The 17,896-nt window shown below is 60.1% G+C and carries 18 protein-coding genes; 10 read left to right on the top strand and 8 right to left on the bottom strand.

Annotated elements, in window-relative coordinates; translation table 11 throughout:
• Positions 1-18: 18 nt before the first annotated feature.
• The 3 genes from ACTJJW_RS00200 (at position 19) to ACTJJW_RS00190 (ending at position 3,267) form a co-directional block, all read left to right on the top strand.
• Entirely contained in the window at positions 19-1,014 is a 996-nt protein-coding gene (locus ACTJJW_RS00200; protein ID WP_462641980.1) for a sugar ABC transporter substrate-binding protein, read from the top strand.
• A 113-nt stretch (positions 1,015-1,127) separates the two neighbouring features.
• Complete coding sequence (locus ACTJJW_RS00195) at positions 1,128-2,414, top strand: M24 family metallopeptidase (protein WP_462641979.1); 1,287 nt, start codon at positions 1,128-1,130, stop codon at positions 2,412-2,414.
• Between the two features lie 49 nt (positions 2,415-2,463).
• Positions 2,464-3,267 (top strand): SDR family NAD(P)-dependent oxidoreductase, encoded by an 804-nt coding sequence (locus ACTJJW_RS00190; RefSeq protein WP_462641978.1) that lies wholly within the window; start codon positions 2,464-2,466, stop codon positions 3,265-3,267.
• Between the two features lie 29 nt (positions 3,268-3,296).
• Here ACTJJW_RS00190 and ACTJJW_RS00185 read toward each other — a convergent pair whose 3' ends face one another.
• The 5 genes from ACTJJW_RS00185 to ACTJJW_RS00165 form a co-directional block, all read right to left on the bottom strand.
• Positions 3,297-4,244, bottom strand: a complete 948-nt coding sequence (locus ACTJJW_RS00185) for an NAD(P)-dependent oxidoreductase (RefSeq protein WP_462641977.1) — start codon at positions 4,242-4,244, stop codon at positions 3,297-3,299.
• Positions 4,245-4,332: 88 nt separating this feature from the next.
• A complete protein-coding gene (locus ACTJJW_RS00180) occupies positions 4,333-5,376 on the bottom strand; it encodes a ketopantoate reductase family protein (protein ID WP_462641976.1) in 1,044 nt (347 codons plus the stop codon).
• 73 nt (positions 5,377-5,449) lie between these two features.
• Entirely contained in the window at positions 5,450-6,826 is a 1,377-nt protein-coding gene (locus ACTJJW_RS00175; RefSeq protein WP_462641975.1) for an NADP-dependent succinic semialdehyde dehydrogenase, read from the bottom strand.
• A gap of 44 nt (positions 6,827-6,870) precedes the next feature.
• The gene (locus tag ACTJJW_RS00170) at positions 6,871-7,533 is read right to left on the bottom strand and encodes a GntR family transcriptional regulator (RefSeq protein ID WP_462641974.1); all 663 of its coding nucleotides are present in this window, start codon (positions 7,531-7,533) and stop codon (positions 6,871-6,873) included.
• Positions 7,534-7,538: 5 nt separating this feature from the next.
• On the bottom strand, positions 7,539-8,069 hold the full coding sequence (locus tag ACTJJW_RS00165) for a VOC family protein (RefSeq protein WP_462641973.1): 531 nt from the start codon (positions 8,067-8,069) through the stop codon (positions 7,539-7,541).
• A 117-nt stretch (positions 8,070-8,186) separates the two neighbouring features.
• On the opposite strand from ACTJJW_RS00165, the gene ACTJJW_RS00160 reads away from it, so the two are divergent.
• A complete protein-coding gene (locus ACTJJW_RS00160) occupies positions 8,187-10,373 on the top strand; it encodes an alpha-ketoacid dehydrogenase subunit alpha/beta (protein ID WP_462641972.1) in 2,187 nt (728 codons plus the stop codon).
• The gene (locus ACTJJW_RS00155; protein WP_462641971.1) at positions 10,373-11,650 is read left to right on the top strand and encodes a dihydrolipoamide acetyltransferase family protein; all 1,278 of its coding nucleotides are present in this window, start codon (positions 10,373-10,375) and stop codon (positions 11,648-11,650) included. The genes ACTJJW_RS00160 and ACTJJW_RS00155 overlap by 1 nt, the downstream gene beginning before the upstream one ends.
• A gap of 87 nt (positions 11,651-11,737) precedes the next feature.
• On the opposite strand, the gene msrB is transcribed toward ACTJJW_RS00155, so the two are convergent.
• On the bottom strand, positions 11,738-12,136 hold the full coding sequence (gene msrB, locus ACTJJW_RS00150; RefSeq protein WP_462641970.1) for a peptide-methionine (R)-S-oxide reductase MsrB: 399 nt from the start codon (positions 12,134-12,136) through the stop codon (positions 11,738-11,740).
• 53 nt (positions 12,137-12,189) lie between these two features.
• Between msrB and ACTJJW_RS00145 the strand changes: the two genes are divergently transcribed.
• Together ACTJJW_RS00145 and ACTJJW_RS00140 are read left to right on the top strand one after the other, a co-directional pair.
• A complete protein-coding gene (locus ACTJJW_RS00145) occupies positions 12,190-12,648 on the top strand; it encodes a GNAT family N-acetyltransferase (RefSeq protein ID WP_462641969.1) in 459 nt (152 codons plus the stop codon).
• Positions 12,648-13,451, top strand: coding sequence for an HtaA domain-containing protein (locus tag ACTJJW_RS00140; protein WP_462641968.1), 804 nt, complete (start codon positions 12,648-12,650; stop codon positions 13,449-13,451). The genes ACTJJW_RS00145 and ACTJJW_RS00140 overlap by 1 nt, the downstream gene beginning before the upstream one ends.
• A 57-nt stretch (positions 13,452-13,508) precedes the next feature.
• On the opposite strand, the gene ACTJJW_RS00135 is transcribed toward ACTJJW_RS00140, so the two are convergent.
• Positions 13,509-14,615, bottom strand: a complete 1,107-nt coding sequence (locus ACTJJW_RS00135) for a heme/hemin ABC transporter substrate-binding protein (RefSeq protein WP_462641967.1) — start codon at positions 14,613-14,615, stop codon at positions 13,509-13,511.
• Positions 14,616-14,749: 134 nt separating this feature from the next.
• On the opposite strand from ACTJJW_RS00135, the gene ACTJJW_RS00130 reads away from it, so the two are divergent.
• The 3 genes from ACTJJW_RS00130 (at position 14,750) to groL (ending at position 17,475) form a co-directional block, all read left to right on the top strand.
• Positions 14,750-15,049 carry a DUF3263 domain-containing protein gene (locus ACTJJW_RS00130; RefSeq protein WP_462641966.1) on the top strand — a complete coding sequence of 100 codons (300 nt, stop codon included), beginning with the start codon at positions 14,750-14,752 and terminating at the stop codon, positions 15,047-15,049.
• 3 nt (positions 15,050-15,052) lie between these two features.
• Complete coding sequence (locus ACTJJW_RS00125; protein WP_462641965.1) at positions 15,053-15,625, top strand: LytR C-terminal domain-containing protein; 573 nt, start codon at positions 15,053-15,055, stop codon at positions 15,623-15,625.
• Between the two features lie 221 nt (positions 15,626-15,846).
• Complete coding sequence (gene groL / locus ACTJJW_RS00120) at positions 15,847-17,475, top strand: chaperonin GroEL (RefSeq protein ID WP_010203551.1); 1,629 nt, start codon at positions 15,847-15,849, stop codon at positions 17,473-17,475.
• A 101-nt stretch (positions 17,476-17,576) separates the two neighbouring features.
• On the opposite strand, the gene ACTJJW_RS00115 is transcribed toward groL, so the two are convergent.
• Entirely contained in the window at positions 17,577-17,867 is a 291-nt protein-coding gene (locus ACTJJW_RS00115; RefSeq protein WP_462641964.1) for a WXG100 family type VII secretion target, read from the bottom strand.
• Positions 17,868-17,896: the final 29 nt, after the last annotated feature.

The raw sequence follows: 17,896 nt of genomic DNA, 5'->3' as shown, positions 1-17,896 counted from the left end.
AACAGAAAGAGGCATAAAATGCGACGTTATCGCATCCTTTTCCCCGCAGCAGCGGCGCTTGCGGTTGCAGGGCTAGCGCTCTCCGGCTGTGCAGCGACCGAGGAAGCTGACACATCAGCTGACTCGTCGGACAGCTTCAACGTGTACGCACTCCTTCCTCAGGGAACGGACCAGCCGTACGGCACCACCTACCTGCCAGCGATGCAGGCCAAGGCTGACGAGCTGGGGATCGAACTGACGATCACCAACTCGCAGTACGACGCCGACACACAGGCAAGTGACTGCGAAGTTGCAGTTGCAGCCGCGCCCGACCTGATCATCTTGTGGCCCGCCGTTGGCGACACAGTTCGACCGTGTCTCGCCGCAGCAGAAGCAGCGGGAATTCCCGTCACTGCAACGAACTCCGACGTGAACGCCGAGGACAAGGGCCTGATTCAAGGTTACTCAGGCCCCGACACATACGGACAGGGTGTTGCTTCGGCCGAGATGATGTGTGACGCCGCCGATGGCGCGCCCACCAACATCCTCGTGATCGATGGCCAGACCGGAAACTCGACGGCAATCAACCGCCACGACGGTTTTGCTGACTACATCGCCGACAACTGCACAAACATTACGATCTTGGCAGAGCAGCCAGGTAACTGGAACAAGGATGACTCACAGATTGCGGCATCAGAAATGCTGACATCAGTGGGCGCAGAAAACGTTCAGGGAATCTACGCAGCGGACGACACCATGGTTGCCGGTGCGATCGATGCACTCAAGGCTCGTGGTATCGATCCTTCCAGCATGATCATCACGTCCATCGGTAACACCTTCTTGGGCAACCCGCTCGTGATCTCCGGTGACCTGTACGGCACCGTGTTCCAGTCGTCCTCATGGGATGGCGAGAACGCTGTCGTTGTAGCCCACAACGTGCTCACCGGCGGAGCGGTAGAAGAGAACCTCTTCATGCCTTCCGTCAAGGTCACGATGGACAACGCAACAGACGCAGCCGTCGCACCTGAGTGGTAACCACCCACCTCAGTAACTAAATATAGCTACAACTAACTGCCGTCGGCTGGGTGAGCGCACTGCTCGCCCAGCCGACGCCCAGTACTTATTAACATCTTCCAGGAGACACTGTCATGATTAATAATTTCGATACCCAGCCGATATCGCCAGCGTTGGACTTCGACAACCGGATGATTCCGTCGCACGGACACATGGCAGTGGACTTCGAACAGCGCGTCGACTTCGACCGACTTCGCAACTATCGCCTTGCACGCAGCATGCAGTCGCTGGAAGCGAGCGAATGTGGCGCCTTCCTCTTCTTTGACCAGTACAACATCCGCTACTCAACCCAGACCTGGATTGGTGGCGCCCTCGGCGACAAAATGTCGAGGTACGCCCTGCTGACCCGTGACGGCAAGCCGCATCTGTGGGACTTTGGATCAGCAGCGAAACACCACGCACTCTTCTCCCCCTGGCTGGCAGAAGGCCATAGCCACGCCGGCATGCTCGGACTTCGCGGCGCAGTAAACCCAGACGTGGGCCTCATGAAGGAAGCAGTCACCACCATCAAGGGGTTATTGGCCGACGCAGGAGTTGCCGGCATGCCCGTAGGTGTCGACCTCGTCGAGCCCGCCTTCCTCTTCGAGATGCAGGCGCAGGGACTCATGGTTGTCGATATCCAGCAGTCGATGCTTGATGCACGCGCCATAAAGAACGTCGACGAGATCATGCTGCTCAGCCAAGCTGCAGCCATGGTCGATGGGGTGTACGACGACATAGCTCAAGCGCTGCGTCCCGGCGTTCGCGAGAACGAGATTGTCGCTCTCGCATCCAAAAAACTCTATGAGATGGGCTCCGAGCAGGTTGAGGCCATCAACGCCGTCTCTGGCGAGCGCTGCAACCCGCACCCACACAACTTCACTGACCGCATTATTCGACCAGGCGACCAAGCCTTCTTCGACATCATCCATTCGTTCAACGGATACCGCACCTGCTACTACCGCACCTTCTCCGTCGGCAGCTCCACGCCAGCTCAGCATGACGCCTACTCGCGCGCGCGCGAGTGGATGGATTCCGCGATCGAGACGGTGCGAGCAGGGGTCGGCACCGACGAGATCGCCAAGTTGTGGCCAAAAGCCACCGACATTGGCATTGCGAATGAAATGGAAGGCTTCGGGCTCCAGTTCGGTCACGGTTTGGGGCTCGGCCTCCATGAACGCCCGATCATTTCACGGCTCAATTCGCTGACAAATCCGGTCGAAATTGAAGCCGGCATGGTGTTCGCGCTGGAAACCTATTGCCCCGCCTCTGACGGCATTTCAGCGGCTCGTATTGAAGAGGAAGTCGTTGTTACTCGGACTGGCGTGCAGGTTCTCACGAAATTTCCGGCACAAGAACTCTTTGTTGCCAACAAGTACTAACTGAATTAATAAGCGAAGAACGTAATCACATTGGAAGGTAAATAGGGTCATGGATACCACTCGACTTGCAGGCAAAAACATACTCATCACTGGCGGAGCTCAGGGGATGGGCGCGGCTGTTGGCAAATATTGCGCAGCTCAGGGGGCGAAAGTCTGCCTCGGTGACGTCAACGAAGAGGGTGCTGCTGCTGTTGCGAAAGAGATCAACGACGCCGGCGGGGTCGCGACCTCGGTGAAACTCGACGTGACGAAGCGTGCGGATGCTGCTGCAGCAGTTGCGCACACCGTCAAAGAGTTCGGCAGCATCAACGTTTTGCTCAACAACGCGGGCATCAACAAGCCCTTGTTCTTCCTCGACATCACCGAGGAGAACTGGCAGCGCATCATGGATGTCAACGCATGGGGCACGCTCGTGTGTATGCAAGAAGCAGCCAAGCAGATGAAGGCCCAGGGCAAGAAGGACTTCCCCTACAAGATTGTCAATGTCGGTTCTATCCTGTCGCGTGAAGCATTCGTCGACGTTACTGTCTACACGGCGAGCAAGCACGCCGTGTTGGGGCTCATTAAGGCCGGAGCCAAGTCGCTCATTGAGCACAACATCACGGTCAACGGCTACGGCCCGGGCGTCGTGGCCACCGAACTCTGGGCGCAGTTGGACAAGGATCTGGTCGAGATGGGCATGTTCAAGAAGCCGGGTCAGTCCATGGATGACATAGCGGAAAACATGATCCTTATGAAGCGCTACTCGTACCCAGAAGACATCGTCGGAACGGCAGGATTCCTCGTGAGTCCCGACAGCGACTATATGACGGGCCAGCTGCTGATGATTGACGGTGGAATGGTCATCCAGTAAGTACATAACCACGCACAATAATGAAGCGCTCAGGCCACTGGCCAGGGCGCTTCATTAGTGTGGTCGGTGCTAACACTCTTCTCGACCGGCTGTTCGCCTGTGTGAAGATCGTGATCCGGACGACGCGTAACTTCTGCGACGGCCGCCCAATCGAGGTCGGCCAAGGTCGGATCTGCCTGCGCGCGCTCGAAACGATCGCGAAGAATCGCCGCCGTAGGCAGGACCACGCCGCCTTCGGCGGCGAGGTCCTCGGCAAGGCCGAGATCCTTGAGCCCGAGCGGCAGGGCGAACAGCGCGGGACTGTAGCGCCGTTCTGCAATGACAGGCCCGTAGCCGCTGTAAACGACTCCGGCAAAGAGCGTGCCCGACAGCAGGTCAACGAAGTCACTCGCATCGATGTCGTGTGCCTCGACGAGAGTCACGCCTTCGGCGAGCGCTTGGAGGGCATGGAGAATCGTGAAGTTGACCGCGATTTTAGTTGCGTTGGCGCGGCGGGGTTCCGCCCCGAACTGCCACACCCGCGAACCGAGGGCGTCGAGGATGGGGTTCACAGTTTTAAGCGCCGACTCCGGGCCAGCGACGATGATGTTGAGCGCTCCTGCCGCGGCGACTGGCGGCCGCCCCAGCACCGGGGCGGCAACGTAGTCCACGCCCGCGCCGCGGTGCACGTCGCCGAGGCGGTCTGCTGTGGCGGGGCTGATTGAGGCCATGTTGACGTGGATGCGGCCGGACACACCGGTCAGGGCCTCGGGTGTCAAGACTGCTTCTGCGGCTGCGTCATTTGCGAACATTGACAAGGAGATAGGTGCGGCGAGGGCCTCGGCGGCCGTAGCCGCCCGTGCAGCGCCGGCCGCCACGAGAACGTCGGCGGCCTCCGGCGACCTATTCCACACGATCACCTCGTGACCGGTGGCGATGAGTCGCCCAGCCATAGCGCTACCCATGATGCCGAGTCCGAGGAATCCGATTCGAGTCATGTTCGCTCCTTCTGTCGGGGTTTATGGTTGTCGCTCTGCTCGCGTTTTCCACGGCCGCTGGATGGGGGATTCCTCTGATCTGTTCGATTCAGGACGGCGCGTTCGTGCCAGCCTCGATGAGGAGCGCGGCGTTCGATGGGTCGGGTGCGAGTTCTCCGCGTTCGATGTGTTCGGCAATTCGCAGGATCGCTTCGTTGACCGGCGCACGAGTCCCGAGCGTCTGCTGCTGGGCGACGACATAACCGCTGAAGGCGTCGAGTTCGGCGCGCCGACCCTTGTCCCAGTCTTGAAGTACGGCCACGCGGGTATCCGGCAGCGAGTAGCGCTCTAGTACGGCGTCGAGCAGGTCGATGCCGTATTGGTCAGAATCGGGCACTTCTTCGGCGGTCTTCCCAAAGATCGGGACCATCGCGATGCCGAGTGCTTTCGCCGTGCGATAGGCCTCACGGGACGCCGCATCCATCACCGCTCGTACGCCCGGAATGCGGCTTGCTTCGAGGAGTGGGACGTTGAGGATCGCCGACGGAAGCATTTCGGGGATGTTGGCGATGAGCTTCATCCACTTTGAAGCGCGGATGTCGTCGGAGATGGAAATCTTGCCAGCATGCCCAAGTGCTGCGGCTGCGGCCTCGAGCGCGGGGGTTCGACCGCCATCCATGGATCCAACGGTCAGCCAGGTCTGGTCCCGTGAAACCTGACGTACGACCACTCCAGGGGTGACCATGTTGGCCGCGATTCCGAGGACTGCGCCCGCCGACCGATCACTGCCGACGATGTTTGCGATGTCATCGATCGTCATTCCGTTCTGAAGTCCGACGACTAAAGATGACTCGTGAAGGAGGGGCTTGATCAACTCGGTGGCCCAGCGTGTGTCATAGGTTTTCACTGAGGTGAAGACTAGGTCGAAGGGCTTGCGAAGCTCGGCGACTTGAGAGACATGGTAGACCGTGACCGGGGTCATTTCGCTTATTCCGTTGGGAAGATGCACCGTCAGCCCGCTGGCTCGCATAGCTTCAACGTTGGCGGGCCACTGGTCGATGAACGTCACGTCGAGCCCGGCGCGGATCATATCAGCACCAAGCGATGCACCGTTCGCGCCGGTGCCCAGCACCGCGATTCTCATTCCTGCCATGGGCGTTCACTCCTGTCGCTGTGATGCATGGCCCGCGCTACCGGCACGCGGGCCATGCTCAATGGGGGCGGTGTTACGCCTTCCAGACCGTTTTCAGGTTGCAGAATTCGCGGATTCCGGCCGCAGCAAGTTCGCGACCGTAACCGGAGTCTTTGATGCCACCGAACGGCAACTCCGGGTAGGAGATCGTCATGCCGTTGATGAACACAGCGCCGGCGTCGAGATTGCGAGTGAACCACTCTTCCTCTTCGGAATCCTGGGTCCAGACGGCGCTAGACAGACCGAACGTGGTTTGGTTGGCGATTGCAAGTGCGTCGGCGCGATCGGCCGCCCGGTACAGTGAAGCGACGGGTCCAAAGGTTTCCTCCATGACGATGCGCATATCGTCGGTGAGGCCGGCCAAGACTGTTGGCGAGTAATAGAAGCCGGGTCCCTCTGGTGCGCTTCCTCCCACGAGTACCTCGGCACCCTTCGCGACCGCGTCATCGACGAGTTCTGCCAGGTCGCTGAGGCCAGACTCTGTCGCGATCGGACCGACCTCAGTTGCTGGATCGAGCGGGTCTCCGACCACTAGTGCCGCCATTTTTTGACTAAGTAGGCGAGAAAACTCGTCGTAAACATCCGTGTGCACGATAAAGCGCTTACCCGCGATGCACGATTGGCCGTTGTTCGAGATGCGCGCCTTGACGGCTATTGTCGCCGCGGCATCCACGTCAGCCGACGGCATGACGAGGAATGGGTCAGAGCCTCCTAGCTCCAGTACAGCCTTCTTGATTTGTTCACCTGCGATCGACGCAACGGACCGCCCGGCGAGTTCTGACCCGGTCAGGGTCACTGCCTTCACACGGCGGTCTTCAAGCACCGCTTTGACCTCTGCCGATCCGATCAGCAGTGTCGTGAACGCGCCAGCGGGGAACCCGGCTCGCTCGAAGAGCGTGTCGAGGTACAGCGCAGACTGTGGCACGTTTGAGGCGTGCTTGAGCAGCCCGGTGTTTCCCGCCATGAGCGCGGGGGCAGCGAAACGGATGACTTGCCACAGCGGGTAGTTCCAGGGCATTACTGCGAGCACAACGCCGAGAGGGTCATACCGAGTCCACGCGCTCGAGGCGTTGACCGAGCTCGGGTCGGCGAGCTTCTCTTCGGCAAGGAAGCCTTCGGACTCGTCGGCGTAGAACCGCATGTTCTTGGCACACTTGAGCACCTCGGCCTTCGACTGGGCAATGGGCTTGCCCATCTCGATGGTGAGCATCCGCGCCGTTGCGTTGACCTCAGCGTCGAGCAGGTCGGCGGCCGCACGCATCCAGTGCCCGCGCTGCTCGTAGCTGGTGGATTTCAGTTCGAGAAACGCGCTCTGGGCTGCGGTGATCCTGCGCTCGACCTCGTCTAAATTGTGCGGCTCGAAGGTCTTCTCGATGACTCCCGTCGCGGGGTTAATCGTGGCAATGGCCATGGGGGTGCTCCTCAAATTTGGTGGTGGGTAGGGAGTCGCGGAGTTCAGTCCGCGAAGATTTCGGGATGCCGCGAGAGCTCAAAACGTGTGCGCCGGATGTGGGCAGCGAGAATGCGCTCTGCTTCGTCGACGTCGCGACGTCGAAGCGCCGCAACCAGAAGATGATGTTCGTGGTGCACGCTGCGGTCGCTCGGTCTGAACGCCTGCATGAACGCGCGGCGGTAGTGCTGGGTGCGATTCCACAGTTGGTGCACGGTGTCTGTGAGCAGTGTCGTCTCGGCTGCCTCGTACGACCCGAGGTGGAATTCGCGGTCAAGGGCGAGAAAATGTTCAACATCGTCGCCGTGTTCCATCTGCGTCGCGAGCGCATCCAAGTGGTCGATCTGAACGTCGCTGAGCAGCGGAACGTTATAGCGAAGGAGAAGTGGCTCGATTCGCTCCCGAATTTGATACATTTCCTCGCAGTCGGCGAGGCTCAAGTGAGTTACCCATGCTCCGGTATTTGCTACGAGTCTGACGAGGCCTTCGCCTTCAAGCATGCGCAGCGCCTCACGAACGGGCAGCCGGCTTGCACCGTAGCGGTCGGCGAGATTTTCCTGTCGAATTCGCGCGCCCGGCGCATACTGGCCGTCGAGGATTGCGGTGCGCAGGTCGTCCGCGATGCGGAGTCCGGCACCGCCGTGGGTGGAGGGCTGAGTCGTTGCCATGACTCTCATTCTGCCGGACGCGTCGGGTGCCACAGCAGGCGCGGAGAATTTTGTTCGTAGGCCTTGCCTTGGGGAAAGCTGACGAGCTCAAACTGCATTCCCCAAGGACTGCGAAAGTATTGCCAGCGTTGCCCCTCTGCCAGCTTGCCGCTTGCCACCGGTTCTCCCATGAGCTCTACCCCCTGAGTGCGCAGGTACTCAATGGCCTCGTCGAGGTCGTCAACGTAGATCGCGAAGTGATGTCCGCCGATATCACTGTTGCGTGGATTATCGGCTTGACCGTCCGCGGAGTCGTACTTGAACAGTTCGAGATTGCTGCCATTGCCGAGGCGGAGAAACCGGATCTCGCGAATGACCGTGCGCGGATGCACTCCGAGGGTTACCTGCATCCAGTCATCGTCAGCCTGTTTTGCGCCAAGAGTGTAGATGAGTTCGGCGCCGAGCACGTCAACAAAGAACCGCTCCGCCTGATCTAGATCAGGCACGGTCACCCCAATGTGGTCGATGCCCCGCATTCCCGGTAGTCCCGCGCTCATACTTGCTCCTTTGCACAGATGTTATTGGATACATTATGACTCATTACTCGAACTAATTCGAGGTTTTTCTTGAGTAGTCTCTTGGATTGGATTCAATACTGCGCTATCGTGGCCACTATGCCAAAACAGCGACGTCTTGAAACTGGTCAACCGTGGGTGGAACTCACCACGACTGCAGCCGATTGGAAATCCGCGGATGCGGCCCTATTGGCGACCATGCTCGGTGAACTGCACCTCATTCGTGCGTTTGAGGAAACCGTGCTTGAGCTCGCCGGTGAATCCTTGGTTCACGGCCCAGCCCACTCCAGCATCGGTCAAGAGGGTGGCGCGGTAGGTTCCATCGTTGGGCTCCGCACAAGCGATGCCGTCAACGGCTCTCACCGCGGGCACCACCAATTCCTCGCCAAGGCAATCACGCACGTCTCAGACGGCAACCTCGATCTCGAGTCGCTCGTGACTGAGCCGATCCAGACCGTGCTTCAGCGCACGCTCGCCGAAATCCTCGGACTCTCGCAGGGCTACTGCGCCGGGCGAGGCGGCTCGATGCACCTCCAGTGGTTCGAAGCTGGCGCACTCGGCACCAACGCCATTGTTGGTGGCGGCGCCCCGATGGCGGCAGGCAACGCCTGGGCGCAGATGCATTCCGACACCACCGACCTCACAATCAACTATTTCGGCGACGGTGCCAGCCAGATCGGCTCCGTACTTGAGTCCATGAACCTCGCTGCCGCATGGAAGCTTCCGGTCTGCTTCTTCATCGAGAACAACATCTACGCGGTCGCCACGAACATTTCAGAAAGCGTCGCCGACACCCGGCTGTCTGTGCGCGGCCAGGGTTTCTCGATCCCGTCTTGGCGAGTCGATGGAATGGATCCACTCGCCGTTCATCTCGCGATGCAACAGGCCGCAGAGGTCATGCGCTCGGGCGGTGGCCCGGCCATCGTCGAGGCCGAGGTCTACCGCTTCTTCCACCAGAACGGTTCGGTCCCGGGAAGTGCTTTCGGCTATCGCTCAAAGAAGGAAGAGGCGGAGTGGCGCGAGCGCGACCCACTCTTGCTCGTGGCGCGACAGATGATCGCCCGCGGGCTCATCGATCAGGCCGGTGTTGACTCGGTGCGCGAGCAGGCGCAGAAGGCCATGACCGCGGCAGTTGCCCCGTTGCTCGAGGCGGACCCGGAATCAGCTGGCAAGCGCAGAATTCGCCCCGAGCTGTGGCCCGACGTCGACTTCGTCAATGTCGGCGTTCGCGGCGACACCAGCGAGCTGGCCGATGCCAGAACGCTGGAACCAATCGGTGCCACCGGGGAAACCGAAACCGTGAAATTTGTTGACGCCATCGCCTCCGTCATGGCTCGTCGCATGGCCGAGGACGACCGCATCGTCGTCATGGGCGAGGACATTCACCGTCTCAAGGGCGGCACCAACGGCGCGACTAAGGGTCTTGTCGCGAAGTTCCCCGACCGCATTCTTGGCACGCCCATCAGCGAGAACGCTTTCACCGGGCTTGCCGCTGGCTTGGCGCTGGACGGCCGATTCCGCCCCGTCGTCGAATTCATGTACCCAGACTTCCTGTGGGTTGCCGCCGATCAGGTCTTCAACCAAATCGGAAAGGCCCGCCACATGTTCGGCGGAGTGAACCCGGTGCCGCTCGTGCTGCGCACCAAAGTCGCGATGGGCTCTGGCTACGGCTCGCAGCACCTCATGGACCCAGCCGGTATCTTTGCGACCAGCCCAGGATGGCGCATCGTCGCCCCATCGTCTGCCGCGGACTACATCGGATTGATGAATACTGCGCTCGCTTTGCAAGACCCGGTGTTAGTCATCGAGCACGTTGATCTTTACGGCCAGACCGAAGAAATTCCCGCCGGTGACCTCGACTACCAATTGCCTTTCGGAAAGGCGGGCATCAAACGAGAAGGTTCGGATGTCACCGTCATCAGCTACCTCTCCATGGTGCGCCACTCGCTCGAGGCAGTCGAGCAGACCGGAATTGACGCCGAAGTTGTCGACTTGCGGTGGCTTGACCGCGCATCGATCGACTGGGAGACGCTCGGTGCCAGCATCAAGAAGACCAACAGCGTGCTGATTGTCGAACAGGGAGCTCAGGGCACGTCGTACGGTGGATGGCTTGCCGACGAACTGCAGCGGCGGTTCTTCGACTGGCTCGATCAGCCCATCGAGCGGGTAACTGGCGGCGAAGCAAGCCCCAGCATCTCCCGAGTGCTCGAACGCGCGGCAATCGCGCGCACCGAAGAAGTCGTCGCCGGTCTCGAACGGGTACGCCGCGGAATGGGGGGAAACTGATGTCGACAGTCGTACGGATGCCCGAGGTACTTGCGGGCACAACAGAGGCCGCAATTCAATCGTGGATGGTCACCGTTGGCCAGGCGATCACCGTTGGCATGCCCATTGCCGAAGTGGAAACCGAGAAGGCGAACGTTGAGTACGCCTCCGAGGTCGACGGCACTGTACTGAAGCTTGTGGTTGCCGAGGGACAAGACGTCCGCGTCGGCGATCCAATTCTGCTTGTCGGCGCTGAGGGGGAGGGCACTGATCATGTTGAGCTCGACGGTCTAGGAGGGCAGAGCTCTACAGAAGCTGCTCCTCTCGACAACGGCCAAGCGGACGTCAACCCCGCATCGGAGACCGCTGCTTCCGTTGCGAGTCCAGCCGCAGCAGAGTCTGCAGACCAGAGCAGAAGATTCATCAGCCCACTCGTGCGCCGTCTCGTCAAAGAGCAAGGTCTCGACCTCAGTGCTGTCGCCGGATCCGGCCCTGGTGGCCGCATCGTTCGCCGTGACCTCGACGGACTCAGTGCTGCCACGCAGGCGGCTCAAGCAGCACCCCAGTCGGCACCCGCACCCACCCCTGCAGCGGCAGTCGCTGCGGTGGAATCCGCTGGTGCCACGACCGAGGTGCCGCACACCGGCATGCGCAAGGCGATCGCCCGCCGGCTCACCGAGAGCAAATCGACGGTGCCGCATTTCTATCTCGTCGCCGACTGCCGCGTGGATCGACTCGTCGCGTTGCGCAAAGAAGTCAACGAATCCGCATCCGTCAAGGTCTCCATTAACGATTTCGTGCTCAAGGCATCGGCGATGGCGTTCATCGATGTGCCGGACGCCAACGCGACATGGGGAGAAAGCGCCATCACCCGCTACTCAACCGTCGATATGTCGGTTGCGGTCGCCATCGAAGGCGGATTGCTCACTCCCGTTCTGCGGTCAGTGGAGCGCCAAACTCTCACAGAGATCGCACGCGGTGTTGCCGATCTGGCCGGACGCGCCAAAACAGGTCGCATCAAGCAACACGAGCTTGAGGGCGGCAGCTTTGCCGTCAGTAACCTCGGCATGTACGGCACAACCGAGTTCTCGGCCATCATCAACCCACCGCAGTCGGCGATCCTCGCTGTCGGACTTGCGCGTCAACAGCCCGTCGTAGTCGATGGCGCGATCGAAGTGGGAACAATCATGACGGTGACGCTATCGGCGGACCATCGAGTGCTCGATGGTGCGCTCGCAGCCCAATGGCTTTCCGCGTTCGTTCGCCACATTGAGAATCCACTGGGGATGCTCGTCTAGTCACCAGCACGGTGTCACCAGAACGGCGCGACCAGAACTTCCCGACTAAGTTGGGCACCCGCGGAGGGGTGCCCAACCGCGGTCGAACTAGTCCTCTTCGTCGAACGCGAGCGAGCTCGAGTTCAGGCAAAAACGGTCACCGGTCGGGGTCTGGTCGGCGTCATCAAAGAGGTGACCCAGGTGCGAGCCACAGGTTGCGCAGAGAACTTCGGTGCGCACCATGCCCAGCGAGCTGTCTTTGCGAAGCTCCACGGCATCCGGGTTGATCGCTTCATAGAAGCTTGGCCAACCCGAACCGGAATCGAACTTCGTTCCACTCTTAAAGAGTTCAGCGCTACATGCGCCACAGCGGTACGTACCCTCACGCTTTTCGTCGAGAAGCGCGCCAGACCAAGGGCGATCCGTGCCAGCTTCGCGCAGCACCGAATACTTGAGCCCGAGCTCTTCGCGCCACTGCTCGTCAGTCTTATTCACCTTATAAGCCATAGTGGTCTCCTTGTTCGTCAGCTTTCGCTGCCCAGTACATTAAACTCGTTTGTGTGCTGAATGATTCCGTGATCGCCAAATCTTGGGGCGAATTAACAACAACCGAGCTCTACTCGATCATGAAACTGCGCACAGACGTATTTTTTGTTGAGCAAAAAGTCGACGAAGAAGAACTCGACAACCGCGATCAAGAAGATGCCACCGGGCATTACTGGATAGCCGATGAGCAGGGTGTCGCCGCCTACATCCGCGTTCTCTACAATGAAACCGCCGAATATCTGGATGGCCACCGCGTCATCGGCCGGGTTGTTGTGCGCGAAGATCGCCGTGGCGAGGGCCTCGCCCAGATCATCATGGAGCGCATCGTCGAAGACTTCAGCAGTGAAGCGATGATGCTGCACGCGCAGGAATACATCGTTCCGCTTTACCTGAAATACGGTTTCGCATCATTCGGCGACCTCTATGAAGAGGCCACCATCATGCACCAGTCCATGTATCGCGCGGCCCACTAGTGCGCGGTCTCAACGTCTGCGTGCTCGGACCTGCAGCACTCATCGTGACCGCCATTGTCATCGCGCTCACGCCGATGGTTGGCAACGCTGCGGAGTCGGACGCCGCGGGCGCTCGTTCTGCGACAACCGACGTGACCCTTGCTGCCGAAGACAGCGTCTGCCAGATCTCGGATGCCGTCATCACTTGGGGCGTCAAGGAGTCGCTTCGGTCATACATCAGCGGCACCATCGCCAACGGAGAATGGGCAGTGAGCGACGGCGCCCGCTACGAGACCCCTAGCTTTGGTTGGAGCGGAGGCGCGGGCGAACTGGACGCGGGTAGCGGCACTCTCTCCTTCGACGGAAGTCTCCGCTTCATGGGTCACGATGGCGTTCTCGACACCACCCTCAGCGGACTCGAACTGCGCTTTGATGGCAGCACAACGGCACACCTCATCTTCGATGTCTCTGGCACAACACAAGACGGAACCCCGGTCGACGAAACCGGAGTTGAATTCGCGGACATCGAAACCTCTGACCTCACTGTTGCCGGCGACATCGCAACGCTCGATGCTGCACCCGCGACCCTCACCGAGGCAGGGTCCGCCGCGTTCGGCACCTACCCCGCTGGCGAGCAGTTCGACCCCATCACACTGTCGTTTAGCGCCACCAGCGACTGCATGCCCGAGCCTCACGCGGTCGACCGCGTGCTGGCACGCAACACCGTCGTGGCATTGGGGGGCGTGGCTATCGCCGTCGGAGTCGGAGTCGTCTACCTCTTCAGCCGTCGGCGCGGAACCATCCGCGAGCAAGACCAGCAATAATCAAACGGTCGCGAGAGGGCTGTTCAGACTGTCGCGACCATTCGTCAGCTGGCCCGCTTACGTCCCAGAAGCGGGCGCGTAGATCGCACGCGCGAGAGCATCAAGCACCGTGACCGTACGCGGGCCGAAGCTCAGAATCTCGCCATCATCCATCTCGACAAAACGCTGATTCTTGCCCGCCTCGGTGAGCGCGACTGCAGGGCGGGCCTCGAGCAGTCCGCTCACGCCGCCAACACTTGCGAGACCGTTAGTCATCACCAAAATGAGGTCAGGGTTCGCCGCGACCATCGCCTCATCCGTCATCGGACGCATGCCCTCAAGACCGATCTCGGCAGCGACATCCACGCCACCAAGAGCGCTGATCAGCACATCGGAACCCGACTCCTGGCCGAACAGGTAGTAGACGCCCGATGTGCCCCGCAAGTAGAGGAACATCATGCGCAAGCGTTCACCGCGCGGAACGATGCCCGCGATCTCAGTGATCTTCGCCTCGATCTCGGTGCTCAACTGCTCAGCAAGCACCTCGCCGGCCGCAAGAACACCCAACGCGGCAGCAGTCTGACGTGCCAATTCGGCAACCCCATTAACGGACGGCTCCGTTTCAACAAAAACCACAGCAATGCCAGCATCACGCAACTGCAACACCACATCAATCGGGCCAATTGAGCCGTCCGTCAGAATCAGATCCGGGCGCATTGCCAGAATCGCTTCACTGTTGAGCGTGTGTGCGCTCGACGTAATCACAGGCAACGCGGCAGCCTCATCAAACGTCGTCGAAATGTCACGCGCAACCAGAGAATCAAGCAAGCCCAGGCCGGCAATCGTCGCCGCAATCGACCCCGAGATATCCATAGCAATGACGCGGTCAGTCGACGTGACAGTCACGGACGTATCGCCACTGAGATCGTGCGACATCACCGTAGCCGGCAATGACTGCTCAGGCACGGCATCCGGAGCAGAAATACCGGATGAAGGGAGGGCTGCGCGAATAACCCCGCTGTAATCTTTGGCATCGCCCAGAGTCGCCAACCCGGCTAGGGGAGTGCCGGGATCAGCCGTGACCGTGACCGCCGGACTCTCCGCGATCGTCGCGGTCGAGCATCCGCTAGCCACAAGCGCGACACAAGACAACACCACAGCAGTGGCGAAAAGTCGTATGCGCATGAAGGCCAATCGGAGAAATCGGGTACTAAGGCAATCCTAACCTCGACGACCCCGAATTGGGCCGCCAAGCCGAGTCGTTGGGCAATCACAGAGACAGAACGCCCTAGGATTGCGTGCATATTGGAGGTCTTGCCGTGTCTGAAGCTGAATCCGCGTCGCACGCCACTACAGGCCTGCCCGAACGCGCAATTCAGATCCTCGACTTCGAACGCGAATGGACCAGACACGTTGGCGCCAAAGAAGAGGCAATCAGCTCCCAGTTCCACGTATCAAGTGCGCGCTACTATCAAATACTTAACGCCGTAATCGACGCACCAGCAGCCGTAAAATACGACCCGATGCTGGTCTCGCGACTGCGCCGCAACCGAGACAACCGGATGCCCAACCGCACCGTGCGCACTGCCAACCACCACAACGAAGAATTGACAGACTAAGCAATGGCGAGTTACCCGAAAGATCGATTCGACGAAACGCCCGACGACGTCGAACGCGTAGGAGCCCACCGCGGACCCAAACGACGCGGACGCGGCTGGATCGGCCTCGCTTGGGCACTGCTCGCAACCGGTGTGCTCGTCTTCGGCGGACTCTTCGCCCTGAGCCAATACCTCGACGACGACCTCGGCATCCCCCTCTTCGCCACCCCCGAAGACCCAGCCGCCGCCCCCAAACCCGTCGAAACAGTCGAACCCCTCACCGACCCCGCAACCATCGACCCCGAACGAGCACTCACCATCGACGTACTCAACGGAAGCCCCGACAGCGCACTACAAACAAGCGTGTTCGACGAACTCACCACCGCCGGATGGCCGATGGGCAGTGCCGCCCCAGCCTCAGCCCGCGATATCGAAGACACCTACGTCTACTACAGCAGCCCCGACGACGAAGACGTAGCCTCCGGCCTTGTCAGCGCCCTCGGCATCGGATCCATCCGCTTCGTAGAAGCCGACGTATTCCCCGCCGCAGAACTCACCATCGTGCTCGGCACCGACTACCTCGCCAGCGGCGAATAAACAGCCGAACGGCAAACGCTAAGCGTCAGAACGCACAGCGACACTCGCCTGCGAAGGCTCACATCCGCGCACAGCGGAACTGAGGCGCCGCCGACCGCAGCAAGTGCGCCGGGCTGTCTTGCACTCGCCCCTATCGAGTGCTAATTTTGACCTTGGCACTCGCACAGTTCGAGTGCCAACTTATTCGCTTGTACGACGTCCGGGAGGGACGAGAAACACACATGGCAAAGATCATTGCTTTTAACGAAGAGGCCCGTCGCGGCCTCGAGCGCGGCCTCAACATTCTTGCCGACGCCGTAAAGGTCACGCTCGGCCCACGCGGTCGCAACGTTGTTCTCGAGAAGAAGTGGGGCGCTCCCACTATCACGAACGACGGTGTATCAATCGCTAAGGAGATCGAGCTCGACGATCCTTTCGAGAAGATCGGTGCTGAACTCGTCAAAGAGGTAGCAAAGAAGACGGATGACGTTGCCGGCGACGGTACGACGACCTCTGTTGTTCTTGCACAGGCTCTCGTTCGCGAAGGCCTCCGCAACGTTGCTGCGGGTGCAGACCCCATCAGCCTCAAGCGCGGTATCGAAAAGGCCACCAACTCGGTAATCGAGGCGCTGATTGCTAGCTCCAAAGAGATCGAGACCAAGGAAGAGATCGCGGCTACCGCATCCATTTCTGCTGGTGACCCCGAGATCGGTGCACTTATCGCTGAGGCGATCGACAAGGTCGGCAAGGAAGGTGTTGTCACCGTAGAGGAGTCGAACACGTTCGGCACCGAGCTTGAGCTCACCGAAGGTATGCGCTTCGACAAGGGATTCCTTTCGGCATACTTCGTCACCGACCAGGAACGTCAGGAAGCAGTCTTCGAAGACCCTTATGTTCTGATCGTCAACGGCAAGATCTCGAACATCAAGGATCTTCTCCCCATCGTCGACAAGGTAATCCAGAGCGGCAAGCAGCTGCTCATCATTGCTGAAGACGTTGACGGCGAAGCGCTTGCAACTCTGGTTGTAAACAAGATCCGTGGCATCTTCAAATCGGTTGCTGTCAAGGCTCCCGGTTTCGGTGACCGTCGCAAGGCTCAGCTCGCTGACATTGCGATCCTCACCGGTGGTCAGGTCATCTCAGAAGAGGTTGGCCTCAAGCTGGAGAACGCAACTCTCGAACTCCTCGGTCGCGCCCGCAAGGTCGTTATCACCAAGGACGAGACCACGATCATCGAAGGTGCTGGTGAAGAAGAGGCGATCGCAGGTCGCGTCAAGCAGATCCGTGCCGAGATCGACAACACTGACAGCGACTACGACCGTGAGAAGCTCCAGGAGCGTCTCGCCAAGCTCGCCGGTGGTGTTGCAGTAATCAAGGCAGGTGCGGCAACTGAGGTTGAACTCAAGGAGCGCAAGCACCGCATTGAGGACGCAGTTCGCAACGCAAAGGCCGCTGTTGAAGAGGGAATCGTCGCCGGTGGTGGCGTGGCCCTGATTCAGGCGGGCAAGATCGCGTTCGACAGCCAGGCAATGGCTGATTTGGTCGGCGACGAAGCAACCGGAGCGAACATCGTTCGCGTTGCTATCGATGCACCGCTCAAGCAGATCGCGCTCAACGCAGGTATGGAGCCTGGTGTTGTTGCTGACAAGGTCCGCAACCTCCCCATCGGTCACGGCCTCAACGCAGCAACCGGCGAATACGTCGACATGCTCGCTGCTGGCATCAACGACCCGGTAAAGGTAACTCGATCAGCGCTGCTCAACGCATCGTCGATCGCTGGTCTCTTCCTCACGACCGAAGCTGTTGTTGCTGACAAGCCTGAGAAGAACGCGGCACCCATGGGTGACCCGTCAGGCGGCATGGACTTCTAAGTCTTACTGCTTTACACAGTTTCACCGCTGTACACAGAATGGGCGTCTCCTTCGGGAGGTGCCCATTCTGGCGTTAACGGGCGGCAGCCGCCACAGCGGCTCTAGCGCGCAAAGAGGCGAGCGTTGGCTGCCTCGATCTCCGCATACTGCTGGCCTGCCTGCGTAAGGGAGTGATTGATGGCCGCGAGGTTCTCTTCAACCCGCTGCTGGGTGGCCTTCCAATCTGTGACCACTGTGGAGAAGGCCGTCGCTGCTTGCCCGGTCCACGAACCCTGAAGGTTGGTGAGCTGGCCATGTAGCCCGGAAACCTCTGCTTGGATCCTGCTGATGGAGTTCTGCACCGCTCCGGTGGCACTGAGAACGGCGTCGCTATCTACTTGGTATCGAGTCATTTCTCGACGGTAGGTCGCAGCGGAAGCGC

It is taken from the genome of Rhodoglobus galactosidasius (genome assembly GCF_054957775.1).
Note: the sequence above shows the minus strand (reverse complement) of the source record. Positions and strands in the feature narration are given on the sequence as shown.

Excerpts from the sequence above, each read along its gene's own strand:
- ACTJJW_RS00185 (WP_462641977.1), bottom strand. The coding sequence starts at position 4,244 with ATGACTCGAATCGGATTCCTCGGACTCGGCATCATGGGTAGCGCTATG.
- ACTJJW_RS00115 (WP_462641964.1), bottom strand. The coding sequence starts at position 17,867 with ATGACTCGATACCAAGTAGATAGCGACGCCGTTCTCAGTGCCACCGGA.
- ACTJJW_RS00180 (WP_462641976.1), bottom strand. The coding sequence starts at position 5,376 with ATGGCAGGAATGAGAATCGCGGTGCTGGGCACCGGCGCGAACGGTGCA.
- ACTJJW_RS00200 (WP_462641980.1), top strand. The coding sequence starts at position 19 with ATGCGACGTTATCGCATCCTTTTCCCCGCAGCAGCGGCGCTTGCGGTT.
- ACTJJW_RS00195 (WP_462641979.1), top strand. The coding sequence starts at position 1,128 with ATGATTAATAATTTCGATACCCAGCCGATATCGCCAGCGTTGGACTTC.
- ACTJJW_RS00160 (WP_462641972.1), top strand. The coding sequence starts at position 8,187 with ATGCCAAAACAGCGACGTCTTGAAACTGGTCAACCGTGGGTGGAACTC.
- msrB (WP_462641970.1), bottom strand. The coding sequence starts at position 12,136 with ATGGCTTATAAGGTGAATAAGACTGACGAGCAGTGGCGCGAAGAGCTC.
- ACTJJW_RS00155 (WP_462641971.1), top strand. The coding sequence starts at position 10,373 with ATGTCGACAGTCGTACGGATGCCCGAGGTACTTGCGGGCACAACAGAG.
- groL (WP_010203551.1), top strand. The coding sequence starts at position 15,847 with ATGGCAAAGATCATTGCTTTTAACGAAGAGGCCCGTCGCGGCCTCGAG.
- ACTJJW_RS00135 (WP_462641967.1), bottom strand. The coding sequence starts at position 14,615 with ATGCGCATACGACTTTTCGCCACTGCTGTGGTGTTGTCTTGTGTCGCG.
- ACTJJW_RS00190 (WP_462641978.1), top strand. The coding sequence starts at position 2,464 with ATGGATACCACTCGACTTGCAGGCAAAAACATACTCATCACTGGCGGA.
- ACTJJW_RS00165 (WP_462641973.1), bottom strand. The coding sequence starts at position 8,069 with ATGAGCGCGGGACTACCGGGAATGCGGGGCATCGACCACATTGGGGTG.
- ACTJJW_RS00125 (WP_462641965.1), top strand. The coding sequence starts at position 15,053 with ATGGCGAGTTACCCGAAAGATCGATTCGACGAAACGCCCGACGACGTC.
- ACTJJW_RS00170 (WP_462641974.1), bottom strand. The coding sequence starts at position 7,533 with ATGGCAACGACTCAGCCCTCCACCCACGGCGGTGCCGGACTCCGCATC.
- ACTJJW_RS00175 (WP_462641975.1), bottom strand. The coding sequence starts at position 6,826 with ATGGCCATTGCCACGATTAACCCCGCGACGGGAGTCATCGAGAAGACC.